20 protein-coding genes and 2 tRNA genes are annotated in these 21,551 nt (G+C 33.8%); 12 read left to right on the forward strand and 10 right to left on the reverse strand.

Features of this window, described 5'->3' with window-relative positions:
- The first annotated feature begins 461 nt into the window (after window positions 1–461).
- From thrS to rplT, 4 genes are all read left to right on the forward strand, one after another.
- Window positions 462–2,408, forward strand: a complete 1,947-nt coding sequence (thrS, locus tag AACZ49_RS18205; RefSeq protein ID WP_339657670.1) for a threonine--tRNA ligase — start codon at window positions 462–464, stop codon at window positions 2,406–2,408.
- A gap of 29 nt (window positions 2,409–2,437) precedes the next feature.
- Window positions 2,438–2,989 carry a translation initiation factor IF-3 gene (gene infC / locus AACZ49_RS18210; RefSeq protein WP_262494142.1) on the forward strand — a complete coding sequence of 184 codons (552 nt, stop codon included), beginning with the start codon at window positions 2,438–2,440 and terminating at the stop codon, window positions 2,987–2,989.
- 109 nt (window positions 2,990–3,098) lie between these two features.
- Window positions 3,099–3,296: a 50S ribosomal protein L35 gene (rpmI, locus tag AACZ49_RS18215; RefSeq protein ID WP_027064530.1), complete on the forward strand. Its 198-nt coding sequence runs from the start codon at window positions 3,099–3,101 to the stop codon at window positions 3,294–3,296.
- A gap of 95 nt (window positions 3,297–3,391) precedes the next feature.
- Window positions 3,392–3,736, forward strand: a complete 345-nt coding sequence (gene rplT / locus AACZ49_RS18220; protein ID WP_133685573.1) for a 50S ribosomal protein L20 — start codon at window positions 3,392–3,394, stop codon at window positions 3,734–3,736.
- Between the two features lie 354 nt (window positions 3,737–4,090).
- On the opposite strand, the gene AACZ49_RS18225 is transcribed toward rplT, so the two are convergent.
- Window positions 4,091–4,513: a secondary thiamine-phosphate synthase enzyme YjbQ gene (locus AACZ49_RS18225; RefSeq protein ID WP_339657674.1), complete on the reverse strand. Its 423-nt coding sequence runs from the start codon at window positions 4,511–4,513 to the stop codon at window positions 4,091–4,093.
- 90 nt (window positions 4,514–4,603) lie between these two features.
- Here AACZ49_RS18225 and AACZ49_RS18230 point away from each other — a divergent pair, with 90 nt between their 5' ends.
- Complete coding sequence (locus tag AACZ49_RS18230; RefSeq protein WP_339657676.1) at window positions 4,604–5,398, forward strand: HAD family hydrolase; 795 nt, start codon at window positions 4,604–4,606, stop codon at window positions 5,396–5,398.
- Between the two features lie 61 nt (window positions 5,399–5,459).
- Here AACZ49_RS18230 and AACZ49_RS18235 read toward each other — a convergent pair whose 3' ends face one another.
- Complete coding sequence (locus AACZ49_RS18235; protein WP_339657678.1) at window positions 5,460–6,431, reverse strand: AraC family transcriptional regulator; 972 nt, start codon at window positions 6,429–6,431, stop codon at window positions 5,460–5,462.
- 148 nt (window positions 6,432–6,579) lie between these two features.
- On the opposite strand from AACZ49_RS18235, the gene AACZ49_RS18240 reads away from it, so the two are divergent.
- Both AACZ49_RS18240 and AACZ49_RS18245 read left to right on the forward strand, forming a co-directional pair.
- Window positions 6,580–8,997: a TonB-dependent receptor gene (locus AACZ49_RS18240; RefSeq protein ID WP_339657680.1), complete on the forward strand. Its 2,418-nt coding sequence runs from the start codon at window positions 6,580–6,582 to the stop codon at window positions 8,995–8,997.
- Window positions 8,998–9,017: 20 nt separating this feature from the next.
- Window positions 9,018–10,379: a hypothetical protein gene (locus tag AACZ49_RS18245; RefSeq protein WP_339657682.1), complete on the forward strand. Its 1,362-nt coding sequence runs from the start codon at window positions 9,018–9,020 to the stop codon at window positions 10,377–10,379.
- Window positions 10,380–10,490: 111 nt separating this feature from the next.
- On the opposite strand, the gene AACZ49_RS18250 is transcribed toward AACZ49_RS18245, so the two are convergent.
- The 6 genes from AACZ49_RS18250 to tgt form a co-directional block, all read right to left on the reverse strand.
- Window positions 10,491–11,753: an asparagine synthetase B gene (locus AACZ49_RS18250; RefSeq protein WP_339657683.1), complete on the reverse strand. Its 1,263-nt coding sequence runs from the start codon at window positions 11,751–11,753 to the stop codon at window positions 10,491–10,493.
- Between the two features lie 173 nt (window positions 11,754–11,926).
- Window positions 11,927–13,477: a replicative DNA helicase gene (gene dnaB, locus AACZ49_RS18255; protein ID WP_339657685.1), complete on the reverse strand. Its 1,551-nt coding sequence runs from the start codon at window positions 13,475–13,477 to the stop codon at window positions 11,927–11,929.
- A 165-nt stretch (window positions 13,478–13,642) separates the two neighbouring features.
- On the reverse strand, window positions 13,643–14,596 hold the full coding sequence (locus AACZ49_RS18260) for an acetyl-CoA carboxylase carboxyltransferase subunit alpha (protein WP_339657687.1): 954 nt from the start codon (window positions 14,594–14,596) through the stop codon (window positions 13,643–13,645).
- 49 nt (window positions 14,597–14,645) lie between these two features.
- Window positions 14,646–15,545, reverse strand: a complete 900-nt coding sequence (locus AACZ49_RS18265) for a DMT family transporter (RefSeq protein WP_339657689.1) — start codon at window positions 15,543–15,545, stop codon at window positions 14,646–14,648.
- Window positions 15,532–16,614: an LptF/LptG family permease gene (locus AACZ49_RS18270; RefSeq protein ID WP_339657691.1), complete on the reverse strand. Its 1,083-nt coding sequence runs from the start codon at window positions 16,612–16,614 to the stop codon at window positions 15,532–15,534. The genes AACZ49_RS18265 and AACZ49_RS18270 overlap by 14 nt, the downstream gene beginning before the upstream one ends.
- Window positions 16,614–17,744, reverse strand: coding sequence for a tRNA guanosine(34) transglycosylase Tgt (gene tgt, locus AACZ49_RS18275; protein ID WP_339657693.1), 1,131 nt, complete (start codon window positions 17,742–17,744; stop codon window positions 16,614–16,616). Before tgt ends, AACZ49_RS18270 begins: the two co-directional genes overlap by 1 nt.
- 236 nt (window positions 17,745–17,980) lie before the next feature.
- On the opposite strand from tgt, the gene AACZ49_RS18280 reads away from it, so the two are divergent.
- A complete protein-coding gene (locus AACZ49_RS18280) occupies window positions 17,981–18,571 on the forward strand; it encodes an outer membrane beta-barrel protein (RefSeq protein ID WP_339657695.1) in 591 nt (196 codons plus the stop codon).
- A 69-nt stretch (window positions 18,572–18,640) separates the two neighbouring features.
- Here AACZ49_RS18280 and AACZ49_RS18285 read toward each other — a convergent pair whose 3' ends face one another.
- Entirely contained in the window at window positions 18,641–19,597 is a 957-nt protein-coding gene (locus AACZ49_RS18285) for an FKBP-type peptidyl-prolyl cis-trans isomerase (protein ID WP_339657697.1), read from the reverse strand.
- Window positions 19,598–19,675: 78 nt separating this feature from the next.
- Here AACZ49_RS18285 and AACZ49_RS18290 point away from each other — a divergent pair, with 78 nt between their 5' ends.
- Window positions 19,676–20,101, forward strand: a complete 426-nt coding sequence (locus AACZ49_RS18290; protein ID WP_339657698.1) for an RNA-binding S4 domain-containing protein — start codon at window positions 19,676–19,678, stop codon at window positions 20,099–20,101.
- A gap of 48 nt (window positions 20,102–20,149) precedes the next feature.
- Window positions 20,150–20,647: a phosphoribosyltransferase family protein gene (locus AACZ49_RS18295; RefSeq protein WP_339657699.1), complete on the forward strand. Its 498-nt coding sequence runs from the start codon at window positions 20,150–20,152 to the stop codon at window positions 20,645–20,647.
- Here AACZ49_RS18295 and AACZ49_RS18300 read toward each other — a convergent pair.
- Window positions 20,639–21,163 carry a shikimate kinase gene (locus AACZ49_RS18300; protein WP_339657701.1) on the reverse strand — a complete coding sequence of 175 codons (525 nt, stop codon included), beginning with the start codon at window positions 21,161–21,163 and terminating at the stop codon, window positions 20,639–20,641. The two genes, AACZ49_RS18295 and AACZ49_RS18300, sit on opposite strands and share 9 nt — an antisense overlap.
- Window positions 21,164–21,295: 132 nt before the next feature.
- Between AACZ49_RS18300 and AACZ49_RS18305 the strand changes: the two genes are divergently transcribed.
- Window positions 21,296–21,371: transfer RNA gene (locus AACZ49_RS18305), tRNA-Lys, on the forward strand.
- A 101-nt stretch (window positions 21,372–21,472) separates the two neighbouring features.
- A tRNA-Lys gene (locus AACZ49_RS18310) sits at window positions 21,473–21,545 on the forward strand.
- Window positions 21,546–21,551 lie beyond the last annotated feature (6 nt).

Here is a 21,551-nt window from a genome sequence, read left to right on the forward strand (position 1 = left end):
CAAATAACACACTATCAGTAACTTATACCTCCACTAGGAAAAGAAATTCCAGACTTATTATTTCAAACCACACTAAACAACGCACCCAATTACGACCGTACAATTATAAATTCAAATGAAATAGAGTACATATATCAAAGACATTCAACTACATTTCCATGAAATTATAAGCAATAATCTACTTAACACACGTTTCCATAAAACCAATAAATAGTAGTACACAATTCCAAATAAGTTTTTATGGAACTGCTATCAATAATCTGCGTCCATTTCTATACCTATAATAGGTATAGAAAAACTCATACAAGAATTCACTTACCTAGATTTATATTTTAAAATATAAGAAGCAATAGGTATCATCTTAGACACACACATCAACACTATCGCTAAAACATAACACTATACTATTGCGGACATGAATACAACATAGTATCTTTGGCTCCCAATAAGATTTACAGTATATGATCAAGATTACATTACCTGATGGCTCGATTAAGGAATTTGAGAAAGGGACAACACCAATAATGGTTGCAAAAAGCATTAGTGAAGGTTTAGCCCGAAATGTTATATCAGCAAAATTCAATAAAACAACCGTTGAAACTGTCACCCCTTTAGAGACTGACGGAAGTTTAATACTTTATACATGGAATGACAAGGAAGGAAAAACAGCCTTTTGGCATTCCACTTCACATATTGTAGCTCAAGCTATAGAGGAACTTTATCCTGGTGTTAAATTAACGATAGGTCCTGCAATAGATAATGGATTCTATTATGATATTGAATTGCCTAATGGCTCTATTTCTGATAAAGATTTTCCAACTATAGAAAAGAGAGCTTTAGAAATTGCTAGAGGCAAACATGATTATACCCTTAGAGATGTATCAAAAGCAGACGCTTTAAAATTTTATAAGGACCAAGGCAATGAATATAAGGTTGAGTTAATAGAAAACCTTGATGATGGTACGATAACATTTTGTGACCATGACACGTTTACAGATCTTTGCCGAGGCGGACATATACCAAATACGGGAATTGTCAAGGCAATTAAAATATTAAGTGTTGCAGGTGCCTATTGGCGAGGAAACGAAAACAATGCACAACTAACCCGTATTTATGGCATTTCATTTCCAAAGCAGAAAGAATTAACCGAATACCTTGAACTTTTAGAAGAAGCTAAAAAACGCGACCATAGAAAGCTAGGTAAAGAATTAGAACTTTTTACCTTTTCACAAAAAGTAGGCCAAGGCTTACCTCTTTGGCTACCTAAGGGAGCAGCACTAAGAGAACGTTTGGAGCAATTTCTTAAAAAAGCACAGAAAAAGGCTGGCTATGAAATGGTAATAACACCACATATTGGCCAAAAGGAACTATATGTTACCTCTGGACATTATGATAAGTATGGTGCAGATAGTTTTCAACCTATACAAACACCAAAAGAAGGCGAAGAGTTTCTATTAAAACCAATGAACTGTCCACATCATTGTGAAATATATAATTCAAAACCATTTAGCTACCGTGAATTACCTAAGCGCTTTGCAGAATTTGGAACAGTCTATAGGTACGAACAAAGTGGAGAATTACACGGACTGACTAGAGTACGAGGTTTTACACAAGATGATGCACACATATTTTGTACTCCAGACCAACTAGATGAGGAGTTTAAGAACGTAATTGATTTATCCTTATATGTATTAAGTTCTTTAGGTTTCGATAATTTTACGGCACAAGTTTCTGTTCGCGATTTAGAAAATCCAGACAAATACATAGGTACTGTTGAAAATTGGGAAAAAGCTGAACAAGCAATTATCAATGCCGCTGAAGAAAAAGGTTTAGATTATGTTATAGAAAGTGGCGAAGCTGCATTTTATGGTCCTAAGTTGGATTTCATGGTTAAGGACGCACTCGGAAGACAATGGCAACTAGGAACTATACAGGTAGATTACAACTTACCAGAAAGGTTTGACCTGACCTATAAAGGCAGTGATAATGAACTTCATAGACCAGTTATGATTCACCGTGCTCCTTTTGGAAGTATGGAACGATTCATAGCTTTATTATTAGAACATACAGGTGGTAATTTTCCACTTTGGCTTACTCCAGAACAGGTCATAATTCTTCCTGTTAGTGAGAAACATGAAAAATATGCCAAAAAAGTTTTAAAATCCCTAGAAAATAACGAAATTCGCGCCCTTATCGATAGTAGAAACGAGACTATAGGTAAAAAAATACGTGAAGCAGAAATGAACAAAATACCGTTCATGCTAATCGTAGGGGAAAGCGACGAAGCTTCTAACACCATTTCTGTGCGTAAACACGGAGGTGAAGATTTGGGAGCGATAAGCGTTACAACGTTTACGGACTTGGTTAACAAAGAAATAAATAGTACCTTAAAGTCGTTTAAAGAATAAAGTTTAACATAAAATATTAAGTCATAGCAATACGTAAAAGATTTAGACCACAACCTAGAAGGGAAAATAAGAATCCCCATAATATCAATGAAAAGATAACAGCCCCAAATGTTAGGTTGGTAGGTGACAATGTTGAAGTAGGTGTATATCCTTTTCCTCAGGCTCTTGAGAAAGCAGAAGAATTAGGTTTGGATTTGGTGGAGATTTCCCCAAAGGCAGACCCCCCTGTTTGTAAAATAATGGAGTATAAAAAGTTTTTATACGAACAGAAAAAAAGGGACAAGGCAATGAAAGCGAAAGCTTCTAAAGTTGTCGTTAAGGAAATTAGGTTTGGGCCTAATACCGATGATCATGATTATGATTTTAAAAAGAAACATGCTGAAAAATTTCTTCAAGAAGGAGCGAAATTAAAAGCATATGTATTTTTCAAAGGACGATCAATAGTTTACAAAGATCAAGGCGAAATTTTATTATTAAAATTAGCTTCAGAATTAGAGGAACTAGGAAAAGTAGAACAAATGCCTAAGTTAGAAGGAAAACGTATGACGATGTTCATTGCGCCTAAAACTAAAGGAAAATAAAGATTTGGTTGCGCAGAGCGACCAAATCAATTTATAAAACACTAAACGCTGTTTACATTTGTGAGCAGCGTTTAGCATGCAAAGTGAGATAATCAAATAAATTAGGAAAATGCCTAAACAGAAAACAAAATCCAGTGCTAAAAAGCGTTTTAAGCTTACAGGCACAGGTAAAATTAAAAGAAAGCACGCTTTTAAGAGTCACATCTTGACCAAAAAGTCTAAAAAGCGTAAGCTTAAGTTAACACATGATGGTTTAGTTCATCAAGCAGATGTTAACAGTATTAAAGAACAGTTACGTTTAAAGTAACCAACTCTTTAACAAGGTAAAATTATTAACCATGGAGTTAGGCCAAAAAAGTTCCTTAAAATAAATAGGGCGCCTACTACAAAAAATTAGAAAAAATGCCAAGATCAGTAAATGCAGTAGCTTCTAGAGCCAGAAGAAAAAAGGTGATGAAGCAAGCCAAGGGTTACTTTGGAAGACGTAAAAACGTTTGGACAGTAGCCAAGAATGCGGTTGAAAAAGCAATGTTATATGCTTACAGAGACCGTAGAAACAAGAAAAGAACTTTCCGTTCTTTATGGATTACCCGTATTAATGCAGGTGCCAGACAGCACGGAATGTCCTACTCTCAATTTATGGGAAAAGTAAAAGCTGGAAATATAGAACTAAATAGAAAAGTTCTTGCAGATTTAGCGATGAACCACCCAGATGCCTTTAAGGCGGTTGTAGATCAGGTAAAATAAATTAATAACAATCTCACTTTTGAAAAATCCGATTCTTACGAATCGGATTTTTTTAATTTTAGGAATTGTTAGTTTAAATTCTTCCCAGTCCATAAGTTTATCAGTATTTTTATCTAAGCCCCTATACCCTTAGAAGATTCAATACCCTTTATAAAACCATTTACCTCAGCTTCTTTCAGGAGCTTAAAAATTTCTCCTTTGGTTCGTTTCTGGTGATTTACCACATCGCAAAAATTAAATGCCTTTTTGAGGAGTTTCAATAAGATTGGTAATTAATATCTGTGTTTAATTTAAAATAGATTCTTCGGTCGTTATACTTATATTCTATCGACTTACTCAATTTAACTGAAAATTTCATACTCCCCACGCAGTCAAAACCAAGTTTCTACCCGATGCATAATTTCTATGCTCACAAAAGTAAATACCCTGCCATATACCTATATTCAATTTACCGTTGGTAATAGGTATTTGCACTGAAGCACCCATTATTGAAGCTTTAATATGAGCTGGCATATCATCAGCCCCTTCATAGTCATGCTTATAATATGCAGCATTTTCTGGAACCATGATATTAATATGAGATTCGAAATCTTCCCTTACCGTAGCATCAGCATTTTCATTTATAGTTAAACTTGCCGATGTATGTTTAATAAAAACCTGCATAAATCCCCTCTGTATTTCCTTTAGTTCCGGAATTGCTTCTAATACACAATCAGTGATAATATGATATCCTCTACTATAGGGTTTTAAAGTAAGTTCTTTTTGAAATAAAATCATGATATAAATATACTATATAAAGGTAAAATTTTAACAATCCTTACTTTACTAGGTGTCATTGAAATATCTTTGCAGATAAATAAAAATAATATGGATTTATCAAAGATAAAAATGGTAGTAACAGATATGGATGGAACACTTCTAAACTCCAACCATGAAGTTAGTGATCATTTCTTTAACCTTTTTAAATGCTTGAAGTCCCAAGGTATTATTTTTGTTGCTGCAAGCGGTAGACAATATAATAGCATCATAGATAAACTAGATTCTATAAAAGATGATATAATAGTAATTGCAGAGAATGGTGGTTTTGCAATGAAGCAGAAAACTGAAATTTTAGCTACACCACTTGATAAACATCATGTTGTAGAAATTCTAAAAACGTTAAATCATATTCCAAATATTCATCCTGTACTTTGTGGAAAGCATAAAGCTTACTTAACGGGCAAGTCAAATGAGTTTGTAAGCAAATTGGCTGAATACTATACTGAATTTGAAATTATAGATGACTTGACCTCCTATGAATCTGAAGTTATCAAAATAGCCATTTATCATTTTGAAAGTTCAGAGCAACATATTTACCCGTATGTAAAACAATTTGAAAACCATCTAAAAGTAAAGGTATCAGGGGAGAATTGGTTAGACATTTCAAATATGAATGCTCACAAAGGGTATGCCTTAGAGAAAGTTATGAAAAGCTATAATCTTAAGTCTGATGAAGTAATGGTTTTTGGGGATTATAACAATGATCTTGAAATGTTGGCTTTATCCGATTATGGTTTTGCTATGGAAAATGCTCATCCTAATGTAAAAAAAGCAGCAAAATATAGTACATTAAGTAACGATGAAAATGGTGTTGAGCACATTCTAAACATGCTAATAAAATAATTTTTTTACTCTTTTATTATTTCTTTATTTATAGAATCATCAGTTAAAAATAATAAAGCAACTACCGAACAGCAGGTTTTAATTCGCTTGGCACATACCCCATTGTTCTTTTAAATGCTGTTGTAAAATGTTGTGGATTAGAATACCCTACATCATAAGCTGCATGAGCAATTGTTACTCCCTCTTGTGTTATTAAACTTTTTGCTGCCTCCATACGTAATGCTGTTATGTATTTAAACACAGTAACACCATATAACTTTTTAAAATCTCTTTTTAGTTTAGTAGCATTGAATCCGGCTAAATCGGCTAAATCTAAAATTTTTAATGGTTTCTTTAAATTTTTTCTAATATGGTCTTCCACTTTTACCAGAGCCAAATAATCTGAATTCAATAATTTTATATTGTTTTTAGAAAGTTTTGATGTTTGCCTATCAAGAAGAAAATCGATCAAAAGAACTGTCAATTTACTTTCTAAATATGTTTTTCTGATTTCACCGTTATATGGACATTGTATTATCTCATTAATTTTACTACGAATACTTGGAGGTATAAACTTACTTTTATCCCATAAGACAAATGAATTTTGATTTGAAATAGCTTCCATCAATTTTATAAATGATTTTTCAAATTCGTCGCCTAAAAGATTTTGCAATAAAATTGGCTTCACATAAATTTCGAAAAGTCTAGCATTACCCTTAAAAAAAATATCCTTACCTACTTTTGTTGGATAATAAAACATATTGCAGTGATTCTCGGGTATTTGAACCAAATACTTAATATGGCTTAGTGGTTGATAACAATATGTTCCTTCTAATGAAAAATGAAGCTTTATTAAATGCTCATCACTTATAACACAAATATCTGAATCAAACTCATGAATTAATTTGGTGTTTGAAAAATCTACCCCTTTTATAAATGAATTATTATCCTTAGTGGTTACTTCAACTTCGTTATACTGTACGGAGTTATTCATAAAACCATTTTCAAATAATTTATTTACCTGTATTTCTTTACGTAATACCCCTTTATTCATATGTTTCTAATTCAGCAAATGAATACTTCCTTTTGCGTATGTTTAAATTCCTTTCTCGGTAACCCCTTTTTCATTACTGCTTTAGATTTGCAAAACTAATTTATTTAGACTAAATCTTAATTAAAATAAGCACCTATTTTAAACACATATGAAAAACTACTTTACCTCAATATTTCTTTTACTATACATATTTATACAAGGCCAGGAAGGTATAAGTACAATTTCAGGTACGGTGAATGACGAGAACGGTAACCCTTTACCATTTGCAAATGTTTTGGTGAAAAGTCTAAACCTTGGAGTACTTACTAACGATAGAGGCAATTTCATTCTAAACAATGTTCCTAAAGGAAAACACAAACTAGTTGTTTCCTACATCGGATATATAACAAGTACTAAAACAATTGAAGTAACACAAGACACTAAAGAACTCAAAATCGATTATAGGTTACATGAAAATATAGAAAACCTAGATGAAGTAATGGTAAGTGGCAAATCCAAACAAACCGAACTAGAGACAAAAGGTTTTGCGGTAAGCGCCATAAAAACGAAAGAGGCCAGTCTAAGAAATATCCAGACAAACGAATTATTAAACACCGCTGTCGGAGTTAAAATTCGCCAAAATGGCGGCTTAGGTTCTGATGTAACTTATAGTTTAAATGGATTATCTGGAAACTCTGTACGAATATTTATCGATGGAATTCCAATATCAACTTATGGTAATTCTTTTAACCTTAATAGTATTCCCCCTTCAATGATTAAACATATTGAAGTTTACAAAGGGGTTGTACCAGGGCATTTAGCAGACGATGCATTAGGCGGCGCTATAAATATCTTATTACAAAAGGATGCAAAAACCAACTTCAATGCTTCAATTTCCTATGGATCCTTCAATACTTTACAAGCAAGTGTAAATGGACTTTATCGATTTAAAGAATCAGGATTTACAGTTAAAGCATCTCTTTTTCATAATTATTCAGATAATGATTATAAAATATCAGGTAGAAGTGTGGTCGTTACAGGATTAGGAGGCGTACAAACACCTATTACCGCGAGAAGATTTAACGATGCCTATAGGTCAACCGGTGGTATGGCACAAATTGGCTTCACAGATGTAAAATGGACAGACCAGTTCTTTATTGGTGTTACAGGCTCTGACGACTACAAAGAGGTACAACACGGAGCATTTATGACCATTACTCCGTACAAAGACAGGTTTTTAGCATCTGATGCATTGCTTGCAAGTTTAAACTATCATAAGAAAAACCTTTTCACAGAAGGACTTGATGCAAATATAAACGGTTTGTACGGTAAAAGAAATCGTGCTGTTAACGATACAGTTTCTTGGGCCTATGGCTGGAACGGAGAACGCGCTATTGATTTTAGAGGAAATGAATATCAATACACATGGGGCTCTCAACAAGAAGGTGAACCTACTCTTGCAAAAATCAAAAGAAATGTTGCTTCTATTAGAACTGGACTATCCTACACAATTAATGAACACCATAAAATATTGGTAAATCACGTATACAGTGGTATAGACCGGGAAGATAGTGATGCTTTACGATCAGTGTTGGAAAATACATTTCTTGGAACCAGGGATTTACATAAAAACATATATTCTTTAACCTATGAATTAACAGCTTTTGAAAAAAAGCTAAAGACAAGTGTATTTGGAAAATATTACCAGCAAAAAACAACCAGCGTTGATCCCACTATAGAGACAGAAAGTAACGGCAGTAACGTAATAGTTGATGAAGTTGTTAGTAGCAACAAAAATTATGATGGATATGGTTTTGCATCTTCATACTCAATAGTTCCGAATATTACTCTTTTAGCATCTGCCGAAAAAGCTATTAGATTACCGAACGAAACAGAAGTATTTGGTAATGATGGAGATAATGTTGTAGCCAATTCAAGCATTAATCCGGAAAGTAGTAACAACTATAACCTAGGTTTCAGGTTGGGAAACTTCACTATCAAAAAACATGATTTCACTATTTCTACAAATGTATTCACACGAAATATAAAAGATAGAATTGGCTTACCTATAGAAACATCTTTAAATGTGGATGATGAATTAATTGTTTATGTAAACCAAGGAAGTGGAACATCTAAAGGAATCGACGCACAATTGACCTATTCCTACAACAATAATTTTGGACTCAACTTTAATATTTCTCGATTCGATTTAAAAATTATAAATCAAGGCATAGAAATAAATGTACCTAACACACCATTTTTTACAATGAACGGTGGTTTACGGTACTCACTTAAAAATGTAATTCAAAAAAAATCACATTTAAACATATTCTATAATATCTATTTCACAGATAAATTTTCATTCTTAACAGCACAAGGGTCCAATACTGTTGGCAATGAGTTTTTTGACATACCGGAACAATTAATGCAAGATTTCGGGCTTAGTTACACCTTTCCAAACAATATGTTTGTGATGAGTTTTGACATCAAAAATATACTTGACGAACCCGTTTATGATAATTTATCCGTACAGAAACCAGGAAGAGCCTTTTATCTAAAAATGAATTACACATTAAATAAATTTTAATCTTTTAAATATTACTAAAAATGAACAGAAAATTTCTAAATTTTAAAGCCTTTGCTGCCCTAATACTAACAGTTAGTCTAATAACAGCTTGTAGCAGTTCAGATGATACAGTTGTTACCCCTGATCCAGATACAGAAGAACCGGATACGGAAGAACCCAAAGAAACAAGATGGATTACAGTCGCTGGAGCTAAGATGGGAGATAACCCTGGTGATGGTAATGGAGGCACTTTAATATATGCTGTAACCAGTGATGATGCAAAAGACCCAACTGTTTCTATAGCACCTTTTGAAAATGGATTTATAGCACCTTCTAACAGAACAGCTAGACTACAATCCTCCGAAGATGGAAACACTATATTCAATATAAGTTATGCAGGTGATACCGGTGGTAACTATACAAAATATACCGTAGAAGGTGGACAAACTTTTACTCCAACAGGATCAGAAGTAAGTATTGCTCCATATGTGGGTACAGCTCCAAGATGGATAAAATTGTTTGACGGTGATCAAACAGGTGCTGCCGTATATGTTAGCACAGAAAATGAATTTGACGAAAATGATAAGTATACCCGTACAGAAGCTACCATTGGCGTAGTTACATTAGATTTAGTAAATTCTTCAATAAAAGAATTTCAGGAACATAGTGTAGCGTTAAATGCAGAAGAAGAAGCGAACGGCTATTATATTTCTAGAATTGACATGCCAACCTTAAATGCGAACGGTGATAAATTATATATTGGTACACGTTTAAGTAAAGTTGACCCAACTACTACAGAAAGTGATAGTGATTTTGAAATATTAGGTTCTAAAACTATTATATTAGACTATCCTTCTTTATTAAACCCAACCGTAATTACATCTACTGTAGGCCATGGAAACACCAACGGTTATCGCAGCATAAATTCATTTGAATACAACGGTAGTATTTACCAAGCAAATCAAAATGATCCTGAAGGTTCTTACATTTTAAAAATCGATGCTGATAACGAATATGATGACACATATGATTTTAACCTAGATGATGCATTAGGGCTTGAAGGTACTTATATTCTTGCATGGAGACCAGCGGCTAATGGTAAAGCAATATTGGCTTACCGTCATAAGGGTTCTGCGGAAGGTGTAGCTGGCGCTCAAGGTTTCTTTGCTTTGGTAGATTTAAATGCTAAAACAGCTGTACAGATCAATGATATTCCTTACGACCCAGATTTCTACTTATTTCAATACCAAGGGTTTGTAGTTGAAGGAACTGAAATATACCTTACCCATGGTACTGTAGGACAAAATGGAAATATCTACGTGGTCGATACCGAAACTGGAGCTGTTACAAAAGGTGCCGAACTAATAAACGTTGCAGGAAGTCACTTCATAGGTGTTTTTTAAACACCAAAAAAATCATTAATCAGGACTCAACATAATCATATTAATTAAATACCGTTATCAAAAAAGTATTTTGATAACGGTATTTAAAATTTAATCCAAAATTTAAAAATATCAAGTTTTTTGTTTCTTCTTTCTCGCTGCAGGAAACAATACATTATTAAGAATTAATCGATAACCAGGTGATGTAGGATGCAACTCTAATTCCGTTTTAGGGTCTCCTACTCTATGCTGATAATCTTCTGGATCGTGCCCTCCATAAAATGTAAAGAATCCTTTTCCTTTTATACCATGTATATACCTAGCCTCTTCATTGATTTTATTTTCACCCAATATCAAAACTGTCGGCTTAATTTCAGAGCGTGTAAAGGCTGTTGTCTGCCCCATGAAACCTTTTACCAAAGACGTATGGTTTTGACACAACATGGTAGGTATAGGGTCCCATTTTGCAGAAAAATCCATAAGGGAAAAATAATCTGATTCTTTGGCTACGTTTCCTCTCTTATTGGTCATATCAATAGAAGAAAACTCATATTTCAAAGGACTTCTTTCTAAAACAAAATCAGTAAAAGCAAAAGTTTTTCCAAAATCTAAACTTGCTTGATAATTAGGGTCGGATGCATCTCCATCAAACATAGGTTCTACAATATCTACTCCGTCAGCAGCCAAGGCAATATCAAAACTATCTGTTGCAGAACACATGGCAAACATAAAACCGCCACCAATAACATAGTTCCTGATTTTTAATGCCACTGCTCTCTTTTCATCTGAAACCTTATCGAATCCTAACTTTTTTGCCAGCTTCTCTGCATTTTTCTTACCTTCAATATACCAAGGTGTTGCTCTATATGCACCATAAAACTTACCATATTGACCCGTAAAATCTTCATGGTGCAAATGCAACCAATCATATAATGCCAACTTATCTCCTAAAACCTCCTCATCATAAATGGTTGTATAAGGAATTTCAGCATACGTTAATGCCATAGTTACAGCATCGTCCCAAGGCTGTTTGTCATTTGGAGAGTACACAGCAATTCTTGGTGCTTTCTCCAATATTACAGCATCCTGATTTTTAGACGGACTACTGATATCATCTAAAATTGAATTTGCATGTGCATCCGATAATATTTCAAAACTGACCCCTCTTATCTGACATTCCTTTCGAATACTTTCTCCATCCGGAAATAAAAATGAGCCCCCTCGATAATTAAGAAGCCATTGTACCTTTTGTTGTTTTGCCAAAACCCAATAGGTCATTCCATATGCTTTCAAATGATTTTTTTGCGTATCCGCATCCATCGGTATAAGAATAGAGGATGCCAAAATCTGCATTGAGCAAAATAGAAATAAAAATGAAGTTATAATTTTTGACATATATTTAATTCAAGGCACTAAATCAAAGATAAAGTAAAATCTTCGGTGCATGATTTATGTAATCGTTAAAGCTATGGTAACGTAAATAACGATAAACACAAGAAATCGATAGTTTATAATCAAAAAAAGTCTCCTTAAAGGAGACTTTTAATTCATTTAAATTCATTGTATCTTTAAAAAGGAACATCATTATCCTCTTCAAAATCTGGACTATTATTCATACTACTACCAAAGGCATCATCTGCACTTGGTAGATTTTTAGTAATAAAAGGGTTTTCTTCATTTGCATTCATTTTTGATTGGAATTCGAAAGGGGAATCGAAATCGTCCAAGTTATCGAACTTACCTTGGTTTCCGATAAACTTTAATCGTATATTCTCCAAACCACCATTTCTATGCTTTGCTACAATAAATTCTGCTTGCCCTTGCGTTGGAGTGCGTTCTTCATCATCCCACTCCTCAATCTTATAATACTCTGGCCTATAGATAAATGATACAATATCTGCATCTTGCTCAATTGCTCCGGACTCCCTTAAATCTGAAAGAATAGGCCGCTTACTACCTCCACGGGTTTCAACCGCACGGGAAAGCTGAGATAATGCAATTACAGGAACACCTAATTCTTTTGCCAATGCCTTTAAGTTTCTAGAAATTGTAGAAATTTCTTGTTCCCTATTTCCTCCTTTTTGACTACCCCCTGCCGTCATCAACTGTAAATAATCGATCATAATCATTTTAATACCATGCTGTGAGGCAAGTCTTCTTGCTTTTGCACGCAAATCGAAAATAGAAAGTGACGGTGTATCATCTATGAACAAAGGTGCTTTCTCTAAAGATTTTACCTTAACGTTCAATTGCTCCCATTCATGTTTTTCAAGCTTACCCGTTCTTAATTTCTCAGAAGACAAACCGGTTTCCGATGAAATTAATCTCGTTATCAATTGAACTGATGACATCTCCAAAGAGAAGAATGCAACAGGAATATTAGAATTCACGGCCATGTTTCTGGCCATAGATAAGGTTAAAGCTGTTTTACCCATACCAGGACGAGCTGCAACAATAATTAAATCACTTGGTTGCCAACCCGAAGTAAGTTTATCCAATTTATCAAATCCGGAAGGAATACCACTCATACCTTCTTTACCGGCAATTTCTTCAATACGCTTTTTGGCCTGTATCACCAAATCTTGAGCTGTCTCTGCAGAACGTTTTAGGTTTCCTTGAGTTACATCGTATAATTTAGCTTCAGCAGCATCTAACAAATCGAAAACATCTGTTGCTTCATCATAGGCTTCCTCAATAATTTCACCTGAAATTTTGATTAAACTTCGTTGTATATATTTTTGAAGAATTATACGTGCGTGAAACTCAATATGAGCAGATGAGGCTACTTTCTGAGTAAGTTTTATTAAATAAAAATCACCGCCACTAAGCTCTAATTTACCTGATTTCTTTAATTGCGATGAAACGGTTAATAAATCTACTGGTTGTGACTCTTCGAAAAGAATAAATATCGCTTCATAAATGAACCTGTGGGCATCCTTATAAAAAACATCTGGATGCAAGATATCGATAACCTCATCTACACCTTTCTTATCTATCATCATCGCACCCAACACAACCTCCTCTAAATCAGTTGCTTGAGGTGGTATTTTACCTCTTTCAAGGTTTATAATAGTAGAATTATCAATCTTACGACCGACAAAAGGTTTCGTGTTCTCCATAATACGAAAGTATACAATTAACCGTTAGTTAACCTCAAAAACATCGTCCACGATGTTCACAGTTGACCAAAATTACTTGTTAATAAATTACAATTTTATGTTGATAAGATAAAAAAACCGAGGAATAAAAACCTCGGTGTATTTAAAATTTGCCTAAAATGTAGATTAGCCGTTGAATACACCCATTTGGGCATACTTATCCATACGTTGATTTACTAATTGTTTTGGTGATAACTTTTGTAATTCTTCAAAATGAGAGATGATTTTATTTTTAACTATTTCAAAAGTCTTCTCACGATTGGCATGCGCTCCACCTAAAGGCTCACGAACTATTTCATCGATAAGTTTCAACTTCTTCATATCTGTAGCGGTCAATTTAAGCGCTTCAGCTGCTTTTTCTTTATACTCCCAGCTTCTCCATAAAATTGATGAACAAGATTCTGGAGAAATCACAGAATACCATGTATTTTCCAACATTAGTACTTTATCACCTACACCTATACCTAAGGCACCACCTGATGCACCCTCACCGATGATTACTACAATAATAGGTACTTTAAGACGAGTCATTTCTAAAATATTACGAGCAATCGCTTCCCCTTGTCCACGTTCTTCAGCCTCAATACCTGGGTATGCGCCAGGTGTATCGATTAAACAAACCACAGGTACTTGGAATTTTTCTGCAGATTTCATTAATCGCAAAGCCTTTCTATACCCCTCTGGGTTGGCCATACCAAAATTTCTATACTGTCTCGTCTTAGTATTGTATCCTTTTTGTTGGCCTATGAACATGTAGCTCTGGTCTCCAATCTTGCCCAAACCACCAATCATGGCTTTGTCATCTTTTACCGTGCGATCACCATGTAATTCTAAAAATGTATCACCACATATAGCTTTTATATAATCTAAAGTATATGGTCTATTTGGATGTCTTGAAAGCTGAACTCTCTGCCAAGCAGTAAGGTTCTTATAAATTTCCTTTCTAGTATCGGTTAGTTTTTTCTCAATCTGCTTACAAGTCTCTGTAACGTCTACATCACTTTCCTCACCAATTACCATACACTTGTCCAATTGCTCTTCCAATTCTTTAATAGGAAGTTCAAAATCCAAATATTCCATATTTCAATAAAGTTTCATTAGTTGCTGGTCAAAGATAAAACTTTAATACCTAAATCTTGGGTACCCTTTTTTTAATATTCTCTCTTTGTTTTAAAATACCGTTGGCAATAACCGTGGTGAGTATAATTAAGGCTCCTACATAAAACATAGGTTTCATTTTTTCTTCTGAGCCGAATATGAACCACGCCAATAGAATTCCATAAATTGGCTCTAAATTTGTAGTAAGCATAACGGTATAAGGAGTTAATACCCTCATTATTTTTACCGAAGCAATAAATGCATAGGCCGTGCAAACTATTGCCAGAATTAGTAAATAAACCCAATCCATGGTAGGTAGTGTTACTAAAGACATATTCCAATCTCCTTTAAAGATTAAAATAATGGATAAAAAAATCACTCCTACACCTAATTCATAAAAAGATATCATAGATGGTCTATAATTTTGAACCAGTTTTCCATTAATCAAAGAAAAAACAGCAGCTAAAAAAGCTGATATTAAGGCTATGCCCATACCAAAAACATATTGGGTTTCTACTTTAAAAATTAGATAGAGACCTGCAACCACCAACAAACCGAAAACTATTTCGTAGCCTATTACCTTTCGACCATACCAAAATGGCTCCATCAGTGCTGTAAAAAATGCGCCAGTAGACATCATAGCTAAAGCTACAGAAACCGTAGATACCTTTATGGCCAAGAAAAATGTTACCCAATGTAACGCTACAACGATACCACCACCCAATAGCCAAAGAAAGGTTTTTTTAGAAACTTTTAAACTGAATTTCGAAAAGTAGATATATATTGAAATAAATACCGTAGCTAATCCCATTCTTATCCATACCAAGGGTAATGAATCTATGGTTATCAGCTTTCCTAAAATAGCTGTAAAACCCCAAATAAAGACTATAAAATGTAAGTGTAGTAAATTAAGGATTCTATCTTTTTGCATTTTGAAGTAGATAAAATGCCAAACACCCAAAAACAACATTAGGAATAATTACTGCAAGCAAAGGAGAAAAACCCGATTGCTCTGCCAACACCCCAAAAACTTTATCAAAAAAGATGAATATAAAGGCAATTAAAACACCAAAAGCTAAGTTTGCCCCCATACCCCCTCTTCTTTTTACTGAAGATACTGAAACTGCTATTATGGTTAAAATAAAGGCAGTTAATGGTAATGCCCATCGCTTATATTTTACTAATACATAGGTATTAATATTAGAGGCTCCTTTTCTTTTTTGGTCTTTAATAAAAGTATCCAACTCAAAAAGGTTCTTGGTCTCCGCTACATAGGAAACAGGTGTTAAATCACCTATATCAAAGGCAAAAATAGTATCCAATCTTCTTTTACTTTCCAAAATTGCAGTATCGCCAATTATTTTTCTCTTTTTATACGATGTTAATCTATAATTAGAATCCTTTTCGACCCAACGAATATTTGCTGCAGAGATTTTAAAGTCTAATTCATTATTTTCATTAAATCGTTCGAATGTGAAATTATGACCCAATTGTCTTGCGGGATCAAAACTGCTTACATAAATGAAATCTGTTTCATTTAACTGGTTGAAAATATTATTGGTGACCCTATCTTGTTTTCCTCTCTTTAAGTATTTGTACTTGAATTCATTGAAGCCCACACTAGCATTAGGCACTATGAACATAGTCATGAAAAACATGAGTATTGCAATCATTGTTGCCCCGATAATATATGGCCTTAGAAATCGACCATATGAAACCCCTGAGCTTAATATCGCAACAATTTCGGTGTTATTAGCTAATTTGGAGGTAAAGAATATTACAGATAAAAATAGAAAAATAGGAAATAACAAGTTGCCTATGTAAATCGTAAAATTTACATAATACATTACTATTTCATTTAACGGTGCTTCATTATCGATCATTTTACCGATTTGCTCCGCTAAATTCACCATGATACCAATGGGAATGAATAACAATAGCATTAACGAAAATGTCGCTAGATACCGTTTTAATATATATTTATCTATTATTGAAAGCATTATAGCCTTTTATCCATTTGTTTAACCATGATATCTTTCCATTGCCTAAAATCTCCAGCTAAAATATGCTTTCGTGCCTCACGAACTAGCCACATATAAAATCCTAAATTATGAATTGTAGCAATTTGTTTACCCAAATATTCATTGGCAGCAAATAAATGTCTTAAATATGCTTTTGAATATTCACGATCTACAAAAGTAGTTCCCATTTCATCTAACTGAGAAAAATCATCTTCCCACTTTTTATTCTTAATATTAATAGTGCCATGAGCGGTAAACAACATACCGTTTCTAGCATTTCTAGTAGGCATTACACAATCGAACATATCGATTCCTAAGGCAATATTCTCTAAAATATTAATCGGTGTACCAACACCCATTAAATATCTTGGCTTGTCTTCAGGTAAAATTTCACAAACAACTTCGGTCATACCATACATTTCTTCTGCTGGTTCACCAACTGAAAGTCCGCCAATGGCATTACCTTCTGCTCCTGCATTTGCAATGTACTCTGCCGATTGTCTTCTTAAATCTTTATAGGTAGACCCTTGTACAATGGGAAAGAACGTTTGCTCATAATCATAAGTAAAAGGTGTTTTATCTAGATGGTTAATACATCTGTCCAACCACCTATGGGTCATGTGCATAGACCTTTTCGCATAGTTATAATCACATGGATAAGGTGTACATTCATCAAAAGCCATAATGATATCAGCGCCAATAACTCGCTGTATTTCCATTACATTCTCTGGTGTAAATAAATACATAGAACCATCGATATGAGATTTGAACTTTACACCCTCCTCTTTTATCTTTCTATTTGCGGATAATGAATACACTTGATAACCACCACTATCGGTAAGAATATTTCTATCCCAACCCATAAATTTATGGAGTCCGCCTGCTTTTCTTAATATATCGGTTTTTGGCCGAAGAAAGAGATGGTAGGTATTGCCTAGAATAATATCAGGATTAACTTCTTCTTTCAATTCTTTCTGATGCACTCCTTTAACAGATGCAACCGTACCCACAGGCATAAAAATCGGTGTTTCTATACTTCCATGATCAGTAACCACGGTTCCAGCTCTAGCTTTTGATTGTGCGTCGGTAGTGTGTAATGTAAACTTCAAATTTTCTAAATCTAGATGCAAATATAATGAACTGCTTGTGGGAAAAACTTAATAAAAACCAAAGATGTTACTTAAATAATTAAACCTAATTTTCATTATCATAACTCAATAAAATGAAGATTAGCCCAAAAGTATACCTAAACAATAAAGGTACAACCCCTACGTTTTGATGGTATAACGAGAAATGGAACCTTTAGTTTGGTAAAACAGAATGTTCCATTTTAAACAAAACAGATATGAAAAAAACAATTTTAGTAGCCTTTATGGCACTCTCAGGGCTTTATTGTGCAGCCCAGGGCAATTCCAGTTTTGGAATCAAAGGAGGATTAAACTATAATGCTAATGGTGATTATTTTGAATCTGCAGGTGATATTGCCGAAAATCCAGATCGTAATATAGGGTATCACATAGGTATTTTTGGAAAAATTGGAGCATCGAAAGTTTATGTTAGACCAGAGCTTGTTTACACCAACACCAAATCTGACTATGAGAACAGTGAATTTGATATGAGTAAGTTAGATCTACCATTACTATTAGGTTTAAAGGTTGTAGGCCCATTACATGTATTTGCAGGACCAGCTTTTCAATATATTTTAGAGACCAAGTTTGAAGGTATTAAAATAGATGATGTTGAAAATGACTTTACTGTAGGATTGAACATAGGTACAGGTGTAAATTTTGGTAAGTTAGGTGTTGATTTAAGATATGAGCGTGGCTTTAGTAATAATGAAGCTACTTTTATAAATACTGATATTACTACTGTTGGGCCTAGCAGAATTGATACAAGACCAGATCAAATAATTATAAGTTTGTCTTTGGCTCTTTAAAGAGAATCCTAAAAAGAAAAAACCTCTTAAGAATTCTTAAGAGGTTTTTTCTTTTGTCAAAATTACGACTTATAAATCATTGTCAAGATGATCAGGAGTTCCATCACCATCAGTGTCTTTAAACCCAACAAAATTACCTTCTGCATCTAACTCTATTTCATCAATAGTTAAAATACCGTCATTATCATCGTCAGTATCATTAAAATTAGCCAAATAAACACCAAATCTTTCTGATTCACTATCTGTATTATCATCATTAAGATTTCCATTTCCATTTAAATCTTCTAAAATTGAAGGAATACCGTCACCATCAAAATCTGAATCTGGTTCATAATCAAAAGCGTCAATTTTAAAAACCAAAGGTGAATATGCTGGAATTGCTGAACTTGATGAACTATCAAAATAACCTAAACCAGAGGGGATAAAAATCGCGCCAATACCATAATCTTCATAGCTAACTGTTCCATTCGCATTATCTATTGGACCTACTCCTGTTTGAAAATTTTTCACCCCATTACCAAAACCTCTAACAACCGATGAAAGATTGAAACGTACTGGTTGATTAGAAGATGCATCAAATAGTTTATTGCTCAACAATGAGCCCTCATACCTAAGAATCGAAAAATCACCTATAGTCGGCTTACCTTCCTCAACACCTTGCCTTACAACCAAAGTATATAATTTATGATTAATAACTTCGCTATCATCTCTACCGAAAGTTGACGACTCAACTGAAATCGTTTCCGTAATTAAAAAAGGACTATCAAAAATTGCCGGCTTGGTACTGTTAGCCCCAGCAATGGTATCGAATTTGATTTTAAAATCAAATCCTTCTACAGCGGCATCAAATTCTTCTTTATTATAAAAATGCGTTTTAAGAAATTCTACTATCTCAGCATCATCTTCTAAAGCAACTTCACTTAATAATCTTGGAGGCACAACTTCTCCGATTGGATCATCATCCTTCTTACATGAATTTATTATAATTAATCCTGCTATTAATAAATAGGCATATTTCAATTTCATCAAAAATCTATTTTAAGCGCGCAAGATACAATTTTCCCCTATTTTTGTCTTGGAAGTTAACAAAGAATTGTACCCGTAATGCGCATAGATAAATTCTTGTGGAGCACACGTTATTTTAAAACTAGAAACATTGCTTCTACGGCATGTAAAAAAGGTCATGCAAAAATCAATGGCCAAACAGCAAAGCCTAGCCGAGAGGTTTATCCTATGGATGAAGTGATTATTCGCAAAAACCAGATAGATTACACGTTTACCGTACTAGATATTCCGATCAATCGTGTAGGAGCTAAATTAGTAGATATCTATCGAAAAGATACGACCCCAAAAGAAGCATTCGAGCACAACGAACTTTTACAATATTCTAAAGACTACTATCGTAAAAAAGGTATCGGCAGACCTACCAAAAAAGATAGGCGTGATATAGATGACTATTTAGAAGCCCCAACTGAAAATAAAGATTTAGATACCTCATCTTCTGACAATAACAATAAAGTAGAGGAATAAGGCTAACTTTTAAAAACATAACTATCTTTATTCGTTTAAGAAAAATACATGGAACAGACCATACTCTCACACTTACAAATTCAGCATAAGATAGAACGTATTGCCTATCAAATCTATGAAGCTAATGTTAATGAAGACGAAATTATCATTGCGGGTATAGAGGGTGGTGGATTACAGTTCGCGAAAAAAATTGTTTCGAAGCTTAAAAAAATAACCGAAGCAAAAATTACTTTGTGTAAATTATCGATGGATAAAACCAATCCTTTAAAAAGCGGTGTTTCTACCTCAATTTCAGAAGAAGAGTTTATTAATAAATCGGTGGTAATTGTTGATGATGTTCTAAACTCAGGGACCACTTTAATATATGGTGTTCACCATTTTCTTAAAACCCCTTTAAAGCAGCTTAAAACGGCTGTACTGGTTAATCGTAATCACAAAAAGTATCCAGTAAAGGCTGATTATAAAGGAATTTCTTTATCTACTTCTTTGCAAGAACATGTAAACGTTCGTTTTGAAACTAAAAATGATAGAGTCTTTTTAGACTAATGTAGTAATAATCATATTTGCAATTTCAGCAGGTGTATTATTATTAACTTTTATTTTTTGGTGTGCTTTATTATAAAAGAAGCTTCTTTCAAATAAGTGTTTACCAATAAACTCTTGCATTTCATTATCTTTAATATGAGCAATTATTGGTCTTTGATTCTTTTCGAGCTTTAACCGTTTTGATAGTTCATCAATACTTATGTTTAAATAAAATGAATTAACAGTTTTTTCATTTACCAGCTCCATATTGTCTCCAAAACACGGAGTCCCCCCACCTAACGAAAGGACAAAATTGGTTTCAGTTAAGAAAATTTGCGAAAGATATTCACGTTCTTTTTTTCGAAAATAGAGCTCTCCCCTTTTTTCGAAAATTAAACCAACAGACATATTTTCTTGTTGTTCTATATAATCGTCTAAGTCTAAAAATTTAATATTTAAATGATTAGCAACAATTTTACCAATTGTTGTTTTACCACTACCCATGTAACCTAACAATACAATTTTCACATCTTTCATTTGTGCAAAATTGAACTAAAATTAAAGGAATTCAAAAAAAAAGAAATTTATCTTAAAAAGGGTTTGGATAATAAAGTAATCGACTTATATTTGCACCCGCATTGAGGGAATATTACTTCTGAATATGCTTTTGACCTGGTAGCTCAGTTGGTAGAGCATCTCCCTTTTAAGGAGAGGGTCCTGGGTTCGAGCCCCAGCCCGGTCACCATTTTATTAAAAGCCTCTTCGAAAAAACAAGAGGCTTTTTTATTTAAATTCGTGAGCTGATTATTTTTTTAGATTACTTACGTAATCGTTCTTTACATTTTTGACCTGGTAGCTCAGTTGGTAGAGCATCTCCCTTTTAAGGAGAGGGTCCTGGGTTCGAGCCCCAGCCCGGTCACTTTTT

Origin of the sequence: uncultured Maribacter sp. (assembly GCF_963975365.1) — a bacterium.
In the GTDB taxonomy this organism is placed as follows: domain Bacteria; phylum Bacteroidota; class Bacteroidia; order Flavobacteriales; family Flavobacteriaceae; genus Maribacter.